Raw genomic sequence first — 15,161 nt, forward strand, 5'->3', positions numbered from 1 at the left:
CAGGCCGCCTTCCAGCGGGCCCTCCGGGCGCTTCGTTCTTTCGTGTTTCCAGCTTATCAGATGTTTTCCGCTCCGTTTTCCGGAGTTTCATTCATCGGATTTGCTTTCGCCTTTCGGCGCTCCCGAACTCTAGCAGAGTTTTCCGACCCGCTTTCCGCTCTCGAATTTCGTTCGAGAACTTCCGGCCGCCCGTGGGGCAACCCGGAGAACATTACGCACCGGGCCGCCCCACGTCAAACCGTGGCAGTCGATCAGACCTCGACCACGACTGGCAGGATCATCGGCCGGCGGCGGTAGTTGTCCGCCACCCACTTGCCGATGGTGCGCCGGACCAGCTGCTGGACCTGCCGCACCTCCAGCACGCCGTCGTTCGCCGACTTCGTCAGCGCCTCCTCCAGCTTGGCCACGACGGGGGCGAACGCACCGTCGTCGATGCCGGAGCCGCGGGCCTGGATGGTCGGGCCGCTCACGATCTTGCCGCTGCTGGAGTCGACGACCACGAAGACCGAGATGAAGCCTTCCTCGCCGAGGATGCGACGGTCCTTGAGCGAGGCCTCGGTGATGTCGCCGACCGACGAGCCGTCGACGTAGACGTAACCGGCCTGGACCTTGCCGACAATGCGGGCGACCCCGTTCTCCAGGTCCACGCAGACGCCGTCCTCGGCGATGACCGTGCGGTTGCGCGGCACACCGGTCGCGATGCCCAGGTCGGCCGCCGCCCGCAGGTGGCGCCACTCGCCGTGGACCGGCATCAGGTTGCGCGGCTTGCAGATGTTGAAGAAGTAGAGCAGCTCACCGGCGGAGGCGTGGCCGGAGACGTGCACCTTGGCGTTGCCCTTGTGCACGACCTTGGCGCCCCAACGCGTCAGACCGTTGATGACCCGGTAGACGGCGTTCTCGTTGCCGGGGATCAGCGAGGAGGCGAGCACCACGGTGTCGCCCTCGACGATGCGGATCTGGTGCTCGCGGTTGGCCATCCGGGAGAGCGCCGCCATCGGCTCGCCCTGGGAGCCGGTGCAGATGAGCACCACCTCCTTGTCCGGGAGGTCGTCCAGGGTCTTCACGTCGACGATCAGGTTGCCCGGGACCTTCAGGTAGCCCAGGTCACGCGCGATGCCCATGTTGCGGACCATCGAGCGCCCCACGAAGGCGACCTTGCGCTTGTACTCGTGGGCCGCGTCCAGCACCTGCTGGATGCGGTGCACGTGGCTGGCGAAGGAGGCCACGATGATGCGGCGGTCGGCGTTCGCGAAGACGTTGCGCAGGGCGGCCGAGATATCGCGCTCGTGCGGGATGAAACCGGGGACCTCGGCGTTGGTGGAGTCCACCAGCAGCAGGTCCATGCCCTCCTCGGCCAGCTTGGCGAAGGTCGGCAGGTCGGTGAGGCGGCCGTCGAGCGGCAGCTGGTCCATCTTGAAGTCGCCGGTGGCGACGACCATGCCGGCGGGCGTCCGCACGGCTACCGCCAGCGCGTCCGGGATGGAGTGGTTGACGGCGATGAACTCGCAGTCGAAGGGGCCGATCCGCTCGCGCTGACCCTCCACCACCTCCAGGACGTACGGGCGGATCCGGTGCTCGGCGAGCTTGGCCTCGATCAGGGCGAGGGTGAGCTTCGAACCGATCAGCGGGATGTCCGGGTTCTCCCGGAGCAGGTACGGGACGGCACCGATGTGGTCCTCGTGCCCGTGGGTCAGGACGATGCCGTCGACCTTGTCCAGGCGGTCCCGGATGTAGCTGAAGTCCGGCAGGATCAGGTCCACGCCGGGCTGCTCGTCCTCGGGGAACAGGACGCCGCAGTCGATGATCAGCATGCGGTCCCCGTACTCGAGGACCGTCATGTTGCGGCCGATCTCGCCGAGGCCGCCGAGCGGGGTGATGCGGAGGGCGCCCTCCTTCAGGGCAGGTGGCGCGCCGAGTTCGGGATGCGGGTGGCTCAAAAGACTCTCCTCACGGCGCACGCCATATGCCTGGGGTTCTCCCCCGGAAGACATATGGCGTGCGTGCTTCGATGGCTTCCTATATTTCAGGTCCTGGTGCTCTCGCGCCTTCGGTCCGGTCCAGCGGCGGGCCCACGAGGGACCCGGCGAGCCGGGGCGCGCACGTCTGTGTCTGCTACAGGTGTACCCCGCCGGCGGCGAGATCCAGCCTCAGTCGGGCAATCTCCTCCGGCGTGGCGGAGATCAGCGGCAGGCGCAGCGGTCCGGCCGGGTGGCCCTGGAGTTCCAGTGCCGCCTTGCTGAGGATGACGCCTTGGGTGCGGAACATGCCAGTGAATACCGGCAGCAGGCTCTGGTGGATCGCGGTGGCCTTGCCGACCTCGCCGGCCAGGTAGGCGTCGATCATGGTGCGCAGCTCGGCGGCGACCACGTGGCCGACCACGCTGACCACACCGGCCGCGCCCACCGACAGCAGCGGCAGGTTGAGGATGTCGTCGCCGGAGTACCAGGCCAGGCCGCTGCGGGCGATCGCCCAGCTGGCGGCGCCGAGGTCGCCCTTGGCGTCCTTGTTGGCGACGATCCGCGGGTGCTCGCCGAGCCGGACCAGCGTCTCGGTGCTGAGGGCGACTCCGGCGCGGCCGGGGATGTCGTACAGCATCACCGGCAGCTCGGTGGCGTCGGCGATCGTGACGCTGTGCTGGTACAGGCCCTCCTGCGGGGGCTTGCTGTAGTACGGCGTGACGACCAGCAGGCCGTGGGCGCCGGCCGCCTCGGCCTGGTGGGCGAGTTCGACGCTGTGCCGCGTGTCGTTGGTGCCGACGCCCGCGACGATGTGGGCCCGGTCCCCTACCGCCTCCACCACGGCGCGGACCAGCTGGGCCTTCTCCGCGTCGGAGGTGGTCGGGGACTCGCCGGTGGTGCCGTTGAGTACCAGCCCGTCGTTGCCGGAGTCCACGAGGTGCGCGGCCAGGCGCTGTGCGCCGTCGAGGTCGAGTCCGCCGTCTGCGGTGAACGGGGTCACCATCGCGGTCAGGACCCGGCCGAAGGGAGTCTGAGGGGTGGAGGTCGGAGCCATGCGTCCAAAACTACTCGTAGGCGGCCGGGGGACTACCAGGCCGGTCCAGGGTTCGGACAGGTGTGCTGTTCCGCAGGGGTTTCGGCGGGCGGGCAGCGGGCCCTGACATGGGATTCCGGTGCTGCTTGCTCGGGGGTTCAAGCAGCACCGGAATCCGTGGTTTTGAGCCTAGGGAGCGCCTTGAAAAGCCGCAATCCAGACATGCCAGGCGACCCGCCCATATGCCTATCCGCCCAGGTCAGGGCGCGACGCGGCCGTGCTTCTCGAACGCCGCATGGGTGAGCGGCATGAGCTGGGCCCAGGCCGCCTCCATCTGCTCGGCGACCATCTCGATCTCGCGCTGCGGGAAGGACGGAACCGCCGAGTTCTCCTTCTTCGTACGCAGCGAGAGGAAGTGCATCAACGACCGGGAGTTGCAGGTGGCGTACATCGAGGAGAAGAGGCCGACCGGCAGCACCGCGCGGGCCACCTCACGGGCGACACCGGCGTTGAGCATCTCCTGGTAGGCCTGGTAGGACGCGCGGTACGAGGACTCCATGGCCTCGGTCGCGACCTTGTGCTGCTCCGGGCTGCCCTCGACGAACTCGTACTTGCCGGGGCGGCCCTGCTGGATCAGCTTGCGGTCCTCGCCGGGAACGTAGAAGACCGGCTCCAGCTCGCGGTAGCGGCCGGACTCCTCGTTGTAGGACCAGCCGCTGCGGTGCCGGTGGAACTCGCGGAAGACGAAGATCGGCGCACTGATGAAGAAGGTCATCGAGTTGTGCTCGAAGGGGGTGCCGTGGCGGTCCCGCATCAGGAAGTTGATCAGTCCCTTGGACTTCTCCGGGTCCTGCTGGACGGCCTCCAGGGACTGCTCACCCGCGGTGGAGACGCGCGCCGCCCAGATCACGTCGGAGTCGGCCGCGGCACTGCGCACCAGCTCGACGCTGACGTCGCTGCGGAACTGCGGGGTCAGACCCAGTCCGTCGCTCATGCGCCCACCTCGCTGCGCTCGGCGGTCGCGTCGCGAAACGCGTCCCGCCCGGTTGTCCGCTCGCTTCGCTCGCTCACGCGAAGATCCTCCTGAGATGAGCCGTCTGTGACGGCGACAGCCTAGCCCGCCGCCACCGAGTCGAAAGCCTCACGCAGCTTGATGGCGTGCTGCATCGCCTTGCGGGCGCGCGGCACGTCGCCCGCGTCCGCATAGGCGACGGCGAGCCGGAAGAAGGCCCGCCAGTCGCCCGGCGCGGCCTCGGCCTCGGTCCTGCGCCTGGCGAAGACCGCGTCGGCCGAAGCCCGGTCGATCCGGCCCCCCGAGGTGCGCTTGAGCTCGTCCACCGGCAGCCCGCCCTCGGCCTCCAGCTCGCGGGCGAGCCGCTCGCTGGCCCGGCCGAAGCGGATGGTCTGGCGCAGGAACCAGACCCCGATCGCGGGGATGACGAAGGCGCAGAGGCCGATGCCGATGCCCAGCAGTTTGCCGGTGGCGATCAGCTGGACGCCCTCGCCGACGCAGATGACGGCGACCAGCAGCAGGACGCCGGAGAGCAGGAAGAAACCGGTGCGCGAGGTCATTCGGGGCTCACAGGTCCAGGAAGTGTTCGAGGCCGAAGGTGAGGCCCGGGTGGTCCACCACCTTGCGCACGCCGAGCAGGATGCCCGGCATGAAGCAGCTGTGGTGCAGCGAGTCGTGACGGATCGTCAGGGTCTCGCCGGTGTCGCCGAACAGCACCTCCTGGTGGGCCAGCAGGCCGCGCAGCCGCACCGCGTGCACCGGCACCCCGTCCACGTCGGCGCCGCGCGCGCCCTCCAGGGCGTGGGTGGTCGGGTCCTGCTGCGGTTCCCGGCCGGCCCTGGTGCGGGCGGCGGCGATCAGCTGCGCGGTGCGGGTGGCGGTGCCCGAAGGGGCGTCCGCCTTGCGGTCGTGGTGCAGCTCCACGATCTCGACCGACTCGAAGTACTTGGCCGCCGCCTGCGCGAACTGCATGCCGAGGACGGCGCCGATGGAGAAGTTCGGCGCGATCAGCAGACCGGTCCCCGGGCTCTCGGCCAGCTGGCCGCGCACGGTGGCCAGCCGCTCGTCGGTCCAGCCGGTGGTACCGGTGACCACGTGGATCCCGTTGCGCAGGCAGTAGTCGAGATTGCCCATCACCGAGTCGGGGTGGGTCAGTTCGACCGCGACCTGAACACCGGCCCGGGTCAGCTCCTCCAGCGCGGAGTCGCGGCCCAGGGTGGCGACCAGCTCCAGGTCGGGGGCGGCCTCGACCGCCTTGACCGCCTCCGAACCGATCCGTCCCCCGGCCCCTATCACGGCAACGCGCAGCGTCATCTCAGTAACCCTCTCAGTGCAGCAGGTCGGCGAGTGCGGCCGCCCGCTTGTCGTTGATCGGACCGATCAGCGCGAGCGAGGGCCGGTACGCACCCAGCACATCACGGGCCACCGCCCGGACGTCATCCAGGGTGACCGCCGCGATCTTCGCCAGCATCTCGTCCACGGACAGGTGGTGCCCGTAGCAGAGTTCGGCCTTGCCGATCCGGTTCATCAGCGAGCCGGTGTCCTCCATGCCGAGCACGGTGGAGCCGGAGATCTGCCCGATCGCCCGGTGCAGCTCCTCGGCGGTGATGCCGTCCTCCACCACCTTGGCCAGTTCGGCGCGGCAGATCTTCAGCACCTCCTCGACCCGCTTGGGCTGGCACCCGGCGTAGATCCCGAAGAGGCCGCTGTCCGCGTACGAGGTGGAGTACGAGTAGACCGAGTACGCGAGACCGCGCTTCTCCCTGACCTCCTGGAACAGGCGGGAGCTCATCCCACCGCCGAGGGCCGCGTTGAGCACGCCCAGGGCCCAGCGGCGCTCGTCGTGGCGGGGTATGCCGGGCAGGCCGAGGACCAGGTGGGCCTGCTCGGTCGGACGGTTGAGCACCTCGACCTTCCCGGCGGTGCGCAGCGCCTTGACGGCCCTGGGCAGCTCGGCCGGGTGGCCGGTGGCACCGGCCAGGACCGGGGCGAAGGCGCGTTCGACGAGTCGGACGACCTTCTTGTGGTCGATGTTGCCGGCCGCCGCGACGACCAGCTGCTCGGGCTTGTAGCGGCGGCGGAAGAACCCGGCGATCTGGTCGCGGCTGAGGTTCGTCACGGTCTCCTGGGTGCCCAGGATCGGCCGGCCGAGCGGCGAGGAGCCGTAGATCACCTTGGCGAACAGGTCGTGGACCACGTCACCCGGGTCGTCCTCCGCCATCGCCATCTCCTCGAGGATGACGCCGCGTTCGGCCTCCACGTCCTCCTCGCGGATCAGCGAGCCGGTGACCATGTCGCAGACCACGTCGATGGCCAGCGGCAGGTCGGTGTCGAGCACCCGCGCGTAGTAGCAGGTGTTCTCCTTCGCGGTGAAGGCGTTCATCTCGCCGCCGACCGCGTCCAGGGCTGCCGAGATGTCCAGCGCGCTGCGCCGGGCGGTGCCCTTGAAGAGCAGGTGCTCCAGGTAGTGGGTGGCCCCGTTGAGGACCGGGGTCTCGTCCCGGGAGCCGACTCCGACCCAGATGCCGAAGGTCGCCGAGCGAACCGTCGGCAGGGTCTCGGTGACGACCCGCAGGCCGCCGGGAAGGACAGTGCGGCGCACCGTGCCGGCACCGTCGGCGCCCTTGAGCAGGGTGCGGGTGGTGCCGGGTCGCTGCGTTGCCGCCGAGGCCTGAGCCAACGCGGGTACCTCCGTACGTGGGAACAACAGGGTGCGGCCCGCACGCTCAGCGAGGCGTGCGGGCCGCGGGAGTCAGCTAGCTGCGAGCCGTCACTCGGACGCGGTGGCGGCCTCGCCGCCCTCCTCGCCCTCGACGACCGGGATCAGCGAGAGCTTGCCGCGCGGGTCGATCTCGGCGATCTCGACCTGCACCTTGGTGCCGACCGCGAGCACGTCCTCGACGTTCTCCACGCGCTTGCCACCGGCGAGCTTGCGGATCTGCGAGATGTGCAGCAGACCGTCCTTGCCCGGCATCAGCGAGACGAACGCACCGAAGGTCGTGGTCTTCACCACGGTGCCCAGGTAGCGCTCGCCGACCTCCGGCATGGTCGGGTTGGCGATCTGGTTGATCGTGGTGCGGGCGGCCTCGGCGGCCGGGCCGTCGGCGGCACCGATGTAGATGGTGCCGTCGTCCTCGATCGTGATCTCGGCGCCGGTGTCCTCCTGGATCTGGTTGATCATCTTGCCCTTGGGGCCGATGACCTCACCGATCTTGTCCACCGGGATCTTGATGGTGATGATGCGCGGCGCGTTCGGCGACATCTCGTCGGGCGCGTCGATGGCCTCGTTCATCACGTCGAGGATGTGCAGGCGGGCGTCCTTGGCCTGCTTCAGCGCGGCGGCGAGCACCGACGCCGGGATGCCGTTCAGCTTGGTGTCCAGCTGGAGGGCGGTGATGAAGTTGCGGGTACCGGCGACCTTGAAGTCCATGTCGCCGTACGCGTCCTCGGCACCCAGGATGTCGGTCAGGGTGACGTAGTGCGTCTCACCGTCGATCTCCTGCGAGATCAGGCCCATGGCGATACCGGCGACGGCGGCCTTCAGCGGCACACCGGCGTTCAGCAGCGACATGGTCGAGGCGCAGACCGAGCCCATCGAGGTGGAGCCGTTGGAGCCGAGCGCCTCGGAGACCTGGCGGATGGCGTACGGGAACTCCTCGCGGGTCGGCAGCACCGGCAGCAGCGCGCGCTCGGCCAGGGCGCCGTGGCCGATCTCGCGGCGCTTGGGCGCACCCACGCGGCCGGTCTCACCGACGGAGTACGGCGGGAAGTTGTAGTTGTGCATGTAGCGACGGCGCGTCTCCGGGGAGAGCGTGTCGAGCTGCTGCTCCATGCGGAGCATGTTCAGGGTGGTGACGCCCAGGATCTGGGTCTCGCCACGCTCGAACAGCGCCGAACCGTGCACCCGCGGGATGGCCTCGACCTCGGCGGCCAGGGTGCGGATGTCGGTGACACCGCGGCCGTCGATGCGGACCTTGTCCTTGATGACGCGCTCGCGGACGATCTTCTTGGTCAGCGCGTTGTAGGCGGCGCCGATCTCCTTCTCGCGGCCCTCGAACTCCGGGAGCAGCTTGTCGGCGGCGATCGCCTTGATGCGGTCCAGCTCGTTCTGGCGCTCCTGCTTGCCGGCGATGGTGAGCGCCTGGGCGAGCTCGTCCTTGACCGCGGTGGTCAGGGCGGCCAGCACGTCCTCCTGGTAGTCCAGGAAGACCGGGAACTCGCCGGTCGGCTTGGCGGCCTGGGCGGCCAGCTGGGCCTGCGCGGCGCACAGCACCTTGATGAACGGCTTGGCGGCCTCGAGACCGGCGGCGACGATCTCCTCGGTCGGGGCCTCGGCGCCGTCGGCGACCAGCTTGATGGTCTTGTCGGTGGCCTCGGCCTCGACCATCATGATCGCGACATCGCCGTCCGGCAGGGCGCGACCGGCGACGACCATGTCGAAGACGGCCGACTCCAGCTCGCTGTGGGTCGGGAAGGCCACCCACTGGCCGTTGATCAGGGCGACGCGGACGCCACCGATCGGGCCGGAGAACGGCAGACCGGCCAGCTGGGTGGAGGCCGAGGCGGCGTTGATGGCCACCACGTCGTACAGGTGGTCCGGGTTCAGCGCCATGACGGTGCAGACGACCTGGACCTCGTTGCGCAGGCCCTTGACGAAGGACGGGCGCAGCGGGCGGTCGATCAGGCGGCAGGTGAGGATCGCGTCCTCGGAGGGCCGGCCCTCACGACGGAAGAACGAGCCGGGGATCCGGCCCGCGGCGTACATCCGCTCCTCGACGTCCACCGTCAGCGGGAAGAAGTCGAAGTGCTCCTTCGGCTGCTTGGACGCGCTGGTGGCCGACAGCACCATGGTGTCGTCGTCCAGGTAGGCCACGGCGGAGCCGGCGGCCTGACGGGCCAGGCGGCCGGTCTCGAAGCGGATGGTACGGGTGCCGAAGCTGCCGTTGTCGATGACGGCCTCGGCGTAGAACACGTTCTCTTCCACCTGGAAGATCTCCTCTTTCGTACGTCTCCCGAGGAGCGCCCCTGCGCTTTGCCTACCTGTGGCCCGGGCAGTCTGGGCCGGTCTTCGATCGAAGCCTCCGGGTCGCCGGCACCGTCACCTGGACGGCCTGGCACTCCCCGGCGGCCACTACCGAGGACCGGCGCCTCTCGGCCAGCTGGTCGGCGGTCGCGTGTGGACGCTCCTTGGGACGCGGGCGGCTTCCGTTTGAAGCCAGCGGCCCACTCGGTGATGTCGCTGCCCCGGTTCTCCCGGCGTCTTCACGACACCATGACCGGGCATGCCCTTCACCTTACAAATTCACACCCTACAGAGCCCGCCATTACCACGCGTGTGGAAAGGACTCTCGTAGCGAGTTCCCGCCGCGCTCACTGCGGAGCGCTGCGCGGGGATGCAGCAAGGGGCGGCCCCCCGGGAAGGGGAGCCGCCCCTCACGGCGGACTTAGCGGGCGCCGCCGGCGGCACCGCGGCGGATGCCCAGGCGGTCGACGAGCGCACGGAAGCGCTCGATGTCCTTCTTGGCCAGGTACTGCAGCAGGCGACGGCGCTGACCGACCAGGATCAGCAGACCACGACGCGAGTGGTGGTCGTGCTTGTGGAACTTGAGGTGCTCGGTCAGGTCCGAGATACGGCGGGAGAGCATGGCCACCTGGACCTCGGGGGAGCCGGTGTCGCCCTCCTTCTGGCCGAACTCGGCGATGATCTGCTTCTTGACGTCGGCGGCGAGAGCCACTGCATCTCCTTCAGGTTCTGGCCCGAGCGATCCTGGTAGGAGGCACAGGATCTGACAGAACTCGGACGGCCCAAGCGTACCAGCGCCCGCCGTCCACCCTGGCAGCGGGGCGGAGGCGGGCGCTCGGCGCGGTCCTCGGTGTCAGCTGGTGGCGCCGCGGACCAGGCCGTAGATGTCCAGCACGGCAAGGGCCAGCGGGACCAGCGAGATCAGCATCAGGCCGTCCACCATGTCCAGGATCCGGCCCCAGAACGGCGAGACGCCGAGCCGCGGCACGACCAGCGCGATGGCCGTCAGCACGGCGGCACCGAAGGCGATCGAGGCCGCCAGCCAGACCGTGCGCAGGTCGACCGCGGTGGAGCTGGCGGCCTTCACGATGAACAGCGGGGTGTGCAGCGACAGGCCGACGATCAGCAGACCGAGGCCGGCCAGGCCGGCGATGGTGAGGCTGAAGACCTGCGCGGTGTAGCGGAACAGCCGGGCCCGCAGCATGGTCGAGACACCGACCGCCAGCGCCAGCAGCTCGCCGTACATGGTGTCGCTGAAGCCGAGCACGGTGCAGGAGCCGACCAGCACCGCGGCGCAGCCGCCGACCAGACCGACCAGCACCTCGTGGCCGCGACGGGCCTGGTGGGCGATCCGCTCGTACTGGAGGGCCTCGGCGCGGTTGGTGTCCTCGGCGAAGTCGCGGCTGCGGGTGCGGGCCTGGCCGGGGGCGCTGAAGCCGACGGGCAGCCGGGCGAAGCGGGCGGACAGTGCGGGCAGCACACCGATCACCGCGATGGCGGCGACACCGGTGACGGCGGCGATGTGGGTGGCCGGGGTGCCGGAGAGCAGGACACCCGCGAAGGTCGCCAGCGTGCCGGCGGCGGCGAGGAAGGAGGAGGCGACGAAGACCGAGTCCTTCTCCGGCAGCAGGCCGACCAGCAGCACCGAGACCACCAGGACGGCCACACAGCCGACCAGGAACTGCAGCCGGCCAGGACCGTCGCCGGTGTGCGCGACCGCGATGACGCCGCTGCCGGCGATCAGGGTGTGCGGCAGCGCGCCCAGGCCGAGCGCGAGACCGGCGTCGTGGTCGTCGTAGACCCGGGCGCGGATCGCGGCGAAGGCGACCAGGACGACCGCGGTCACGCCGGAGAGGATGCCCGGCAGGCTGTGCATGTCGTGGCGCAGGCCGGAGAACCAGAGCGCGAAACCGAGCAGCACCAGCAGCACGGTCGAACCGATCAGGCCGAAGGCCCGCATCAGCTCGGGACTCCAGAAGCGGCGGTCCTCCTCGACGGCGCTGGCGATGGCGTCGGCCACGTCGTCGTAGACGGCCGGCGGCAGCGACTCGGCGAACGGGCGCAGGCTCAGCAGGTCGCCGTCGCGCACCTGCTGGGCGGCCAGCGGCAGGCCGCTGTCCAGCACCGTGCCGTCGCGGCGGACCAGGTGGAAGCCGGTCGGCGCACCGTCCATCTGGGTCTGGCCGGAGAGCCGCAGCACCTCGGGGTAGACGTCCGCGAGCGGCACGTCCTCCGGCAGTGCGACGTCGATCCGGCTGTCCGGCGCCACCACGGTGACCCGGCAGAATCCGGTCGTAGCGTTTGCGCTCATGCGCTCGCCTCGCAGGGCTCGGCGGGCGCTTCGCGCAGCGCGCAGCTTCTGATGGTTCGCTCGCAGAGCTCGCTCACGGGCGCTCTCCCCCTTGTTGACTGGCCGTTCGTCGGCTTGGCCCGATCCCATCGGGCCGGAACTCGCACGACCCGGATGAGAATTGGCGCGGCGTTACCCTACCGCCAGCGGGCCCGGCACTCCCACCGGCCCCGGGCCGTATCGGCGCCCCGGTGGACCTGTGGACGAAGGGTGACGGCGGATCACCCTTTTCTTTACGACCGGCAAGGCCTCGCCCCTGTGGTCGTACGGTCCGAGCAGACCAGTAGGATCGGCCCCTGCGCAAGGCGTACGGGGGCGGATACGCGCGACCCTGGAGCGCTTGCGGTCGGCGGAGCGGGGGCGGCGTCATCACACGGGGCGCTCTCACCCGTACGTATCCAGTGCGTGAGGGCTGATGCCAGTGAGCGAGCGAACCGTTAGAAGGTGCGAGTTTCGCGAAGCGGCCGACGAGCGAAGCGAGGAGGTCGCATGAGTGTGGTTACCGTCAAGCGTCCGGCGCGGGCGTATCCGCCCGTGGTGCCGGACGAGCCGGTGGAGCTGGTGCCTCCGCCGGAGCTACCCAGGTCGGGCGGCGAGGACTGGCTGATGTCCCTGCTGCCGATGCTCGGCATGGGTGGCTCTGCGGCGTTCCTCTTCTCTCCCGGTGCCCAGGGCCCGATGAAGATGATGGGCGTCCTGATGATCGCCTCCACCGCGGGTATGGCGGTGGCGCAGGTCATCAAGGCGCGCAAGGGCGGCAGTGCGGGCACCGCGGACGAGCGCCGCGACTACCTGAAGTACCTGCAGCAGATGCGCCGCCAGGTGCGCCGCACCGCCGAGCGCCAGCGCGGTGCGCAGCTGTTCCTGCACCCCGAGCCCGACCAGCTGTGGTCGATCGTGGCGGAGGGGCGCCGGCTGTGGGAACGCAGGCCCGGCGACCCGGACTTCGCGCAGATCCGGCTCGGCCGGGGGCCGCAGCAACTGTCCACTCCGCTGGTGGCGCCGCAGACCGCGCCGCTGGACGAGCTGGAGCCGCTGGCCGCCGCCGCGATGAAGAACTTCCTCACCGCGCACGGCACCTTGCAGGACCTGCCGTTGGCGGTCTCGCTGCGCGCCTTCTACCACATCACCGTCTGCGGCGACCCGGACACCGTGTACGGCAACGTCCGGGCGATGATCGCCCAATTGACCACCCTGCACTCGCCCGACGACCTGATGGTCGCGGTCGCCGCCGCGCCCGGCGCGGTGGACGAGTGGGAGTGGGCCAAGTGGCTGCCGCACACCCAGCACCGCAAGGACAGCGACGGCGCGGGTTCCCGCCGCCTGATCGCGACCGGGCTCGGCGAGCTGGAGTACCTGCTGGAGAACGAACTGGCGGGCCGCAAGGGCTTCTCCAGGGATGCCGTCCCCTCTCCCGACCAGCCGCACATCGTGGTGATCATGGATGGCGCCTCGGTGCCGCCGGACTCGGTGCTGGCCGGGGCCGAGGGTGTGCAGGGCGTCACCGTGATCGAGGTCGTCCCGGGTGAAATGGACGAGCCCAGCGGGCACTTGGTGATCTCGCTGACCAAGGACCGGCTGCTGCTGGAGTCCGCCTCCGGGGCCTCCTACTCGGGCGCTCCCGACACCCTGTCCGCCTGGCAGTCGGAGGCGCTGGCGCGCCAGTTGGCGCCGTTCCGGGTCTCGGCCGGCGGTGACGACGGCGACCCGTCGCTGGTCAGCATGGACTTCACCGAGATGATGAGCACCGGCGACCCCGGTGCCTTCGACCCGGCCCGGCACTGGCGTCCGCGCCCGATGGCCGAGAAGCTGCGGGTCCCGCTCGGTGTCGGCACCAACGGCGAGTACGTCTGGCTGGACATCAAGGAAGCCTCGCTGCAGGGCATGGGCCCGCACGGCATGTGTGTCGGCGCCACCGGTTCCGGCAAGTCCGAGGTGCTCCGCACCATCGTGCTGGCGCTTGCCGTGACCCACTCCTCGGAGGTCCTCAACCTGGTCCTCGCCGACTTCAAGGGTGGTGCCACCTTCGCCGGTATGGCGGAGATGCCGCACACCGCGGCGGTGATCACCAACCTCGAGGGCGAAGCCACCCTGATCGACCGCATGCGCGATGCGATCGAGGGCGAGATGAACCGCCGCCAGGAGCTGCTGCGCGCCGCGGGCAACTACGCCAACATCAACGAGTACGAGCGGGCCCGCGCCGCCGGTGCGGCCCTGGACCCGCTGCCCTCGCTGCTGATGATCATCGATGAGTTCTCCGAACTGCTCACCGCCAAGCCGGACTTCATCGACCTGTTCATCCAGATCGGCCGCATCGGCCGTTCGCTGGGTATGCACATGCTGCTCGCCTCGCAGCGACTGGAGGAGGGCAAGCTCCGCGGTCTGGACACCTTCCTCTCCTACCGGCTGGGTCTGCGGACCTTCTCGGCCGCCGAGTCGCGGGCCGCGATCGGTGTGCCGGACGCGTACCACCTGCCGCCCATCCCCGGTGTCGGCTACCTGAAGTTCGGCTCCGACGTGATGGAGCGGTTCCGTGCCGCGTACGTCTCGGGCCCCTACCGCCCGCCGGGCCAGCAGCGGACCAGCGGCGGCCAGGTGATCACCGCACAGCCGGTGCTGTTCACCGCCGCCGAGGTGCCGATCATCGAGCCGGTGGTCGAGGAGGTCGTGGAGGAGGTCGAGGAGGTCGACGACTCGCTGCTCGACACCATGCTCGACGTCTTCGTGCAGCGGATGATCGGCCAGGGCCCGCCCGCGCACCAGGTCTGGCTGGCTCCGCTGGAGGAGGCACCCAGCATCGACGGGCTGGTGCCGCCGCTCCAGGTCACCCCGGAACGCGGCCTCACCTCGCCGGAGTTCGGCGCACTGGGCCGCCTGGTGGTGCCGGTCGGCATCGTCGACAAGCCGCGCGACCAGCGCCGCGACGTGCTGTACCAGGACTACTCGGGTGCGGCCGGTCACGGCCTGATCGTCGGTGGCCCGCGCTCCGGCAAGTCCACCCTGGTGCGGACCATGGTGGCGGGCTTCGCGGTCACCCACACCCCGCTGGAGACCCAGTTCTACCTGCTGGACTTCGGTGGCGGTGGATTCCAGAGCATCGCGGGCCTGCCGCACGTCGGCGGGGTCGCCGGAAAGCTGGAGCAGGACAAGGTCCGCCGCCTGATCAGCGAGGTGCAGGGGGTGCTCAACCGGCGTGAGGAGCTGTTCCGCACGGCCGGTATCGACAACATCGCCACCTACCGCACCCGGCGGGCCAACGGGCAGCTGCCGGACGAGCAGTTCGGCGACGTGTTCCTGATCATCGATGGCTGGCTGACCTTCAAGCAGGACTACGAGGCGCTCGAACCGATCATCTCGAACATCGCCCAGAACGGTCTCGGCTTCGGCGTCCACGTCATCCTGACCGCCGCCCGGTACGCCGAGGTCCGCCCGGCCCTCAAGGACCTGCTGCAGAACCGCACCGAGCTGCGCCTCGGCGACTCGATGGAGTCCGAGATCGACCGCAAGGTCGCGCAGAACGTCCCGGCGAGCGCGCCGGGACGCGGTATCACCGCGGCCAAGCTGCACTTCCTGGCCGGTCTGCCGCGCCTGGACGGCTCGTCCAGCACGGAGGACCTCGGGGCCGGCGTGGCCGGCCTGGTCGAGGCGGTCAACGCCGCCTGGACCGGACCGCGCGCGCCGCAGGTGCGCATGCTGCCCGCCGTCCTGGACGGCCACGCGCTGCCCAAGGGCTTCGAGCACCCCGAGCTGGGTGTCGCCATCGGTGTGGACGAGACCGAGCTCGC

The 15,161-nt window shown here is 69.9% G+C and carries 10 protein-coding genes; 1 reads left to right on the forward strand and 9 read right to left on the reverse strand.

Going from position 1 to position 15,161, the window contains the following annotated elements; genetic code table 11:
• Positions 1-251 precede the first annotated feature (251 nt).
• The 9 genes from UK12_RS29570 to eccD all read right to left on the reverse strand — a co-directional run bounded on the left by UK12_RS29570 (position 252) and on the right by eccD (position 11,337).
• On the reverse strand, positions 252-1,991 hold the full coding sequence (locus tag UK12_RS29570; protein WP_231591438.1) for a ribonuclease J: 1,740 nt from the start codon (positions 1,989-1,991) through the stop codon (positions 252-254).
• Between the two features lie 121 nt (positions 1,992-2,112).
• On the reverse strand, positions 2,113-3,012 hold the full coding sequence (gene dapA / locus UK12_RS29575; protein WP_045306268.1) for a 4-hydroxy-tetrahydrodipicolinate synthase: 900 nt from the start codon (positions 3,010-3,012) through the stop codon (positions 2,113-2,115).
• Between the two features lie 238 nt (positions 3,013-3,250).
• The gene (gene thyX / locus UK12_RS29580) at positions 3,251-3,985 is read right to left on the reverse strand and encodes an FAD-dependent thymidylate synthase (RefSeq protein WP_045306269.1); all 735 of its coding nucleotides are present in this window, start codon (positions 3,983-3,985) and stop codon (positions 3,251-3,253) included.
• Between the two features lie 119 nt (positions 3,986-4,104).
• On the reverse strand, positions 4,105-4,563 hold the full coding sequence (locus tag UK12_RS29585; protein WP_045306270.1) for a tetratricopeptide repeat protein: 459 nt from the start codon (positions 4,561-4,563) through the stop codon (positions 4,105-4,107).
• 7 nt (positions 4,564-4,570) lie between these two features.
• The gene (gene dapB, locus UK12_RS29590) at positions 4,571-5,317 is read right to left on the reverse strand and encodes a 4-hydroxy-tetrahydrodipicolinate reductase (RefSeq protein WP_045306271.1); all 747 of its coding nucleotides are present in this window, start codon (positions 5,315-5,317) and stop codon (positions 4,571-4,573) included.
• A 13-nt stretch (positions 5,318-5,330) separates the two neighbouring features.
• Positions 5,331-6,683, reverse strand: a complete 1,353-nt coding sequence (locus UK12_RS29595) for a M16 family metallopeptidase (RefSeq protein ID WP_045306272.1) — start codon at positions 6,681-6,683, stop codon at positions 5,331-5,333.
• Positions 6,684-6,773: 90 nt separating this feature from the next.
• Positions 6,774-8,987, reverse strand: coding sequence for a polyribonucleotide nucleotidyltransferase (locus UK12_RS29600; RefSeq protein ID WP_045306273.1), 2,214 nt, complete (start codon positions 8,985-8,987; stop codon positions 6,774-6,776).
• Between the two features lie 460 nt (positions 8,988-9,447).
• Positions 9,448-9,738, reverse strand: a complete 291-nt coding sequence (gene rpsO, locus UK12_RS29605) for a 30S ribosomal protein S15 (protein WP_033222116.1) — start codon at positions 9,736-9,738, stop codon at positions 9,448-9,450.
• Between the two features lie 141 nt (positions 9,739-9,879).
• Positions 9,880-11,337, reverse strand: coding sequence for a type VII secretion integral membrane protein EccD (gene eccD / locus UK12_RS29610; protein WP_045306274.1), 1,458 nt, complete (start codon positions 11,335-11,337; stop codon positions 9,880-9,882).
• Positions 11,338-11,865: 528 nt separating this feature from the next.
• Here eccD and UK12_RS29615 point away from each other — a divergent pair.
• Positions 11,866-15,161, forward strand: a 3,296-nt coding sequence (locus tag UK12_RS29615; protein WP_045306275.1) for a type VII secretion protein EccC, incomplete at its 3' end; no start/stop codon positions are given.

The sequence above is a fragment of the Saccharothrix sp. ST-888 genome (assembly GCF_000955975.1).
Taxonomy (GTDB): domain Bacteria; phylum Actinomycetota; class Actinomycetes; order Streptomycetales; family Streptomycetaceae; genus Kitasatospora.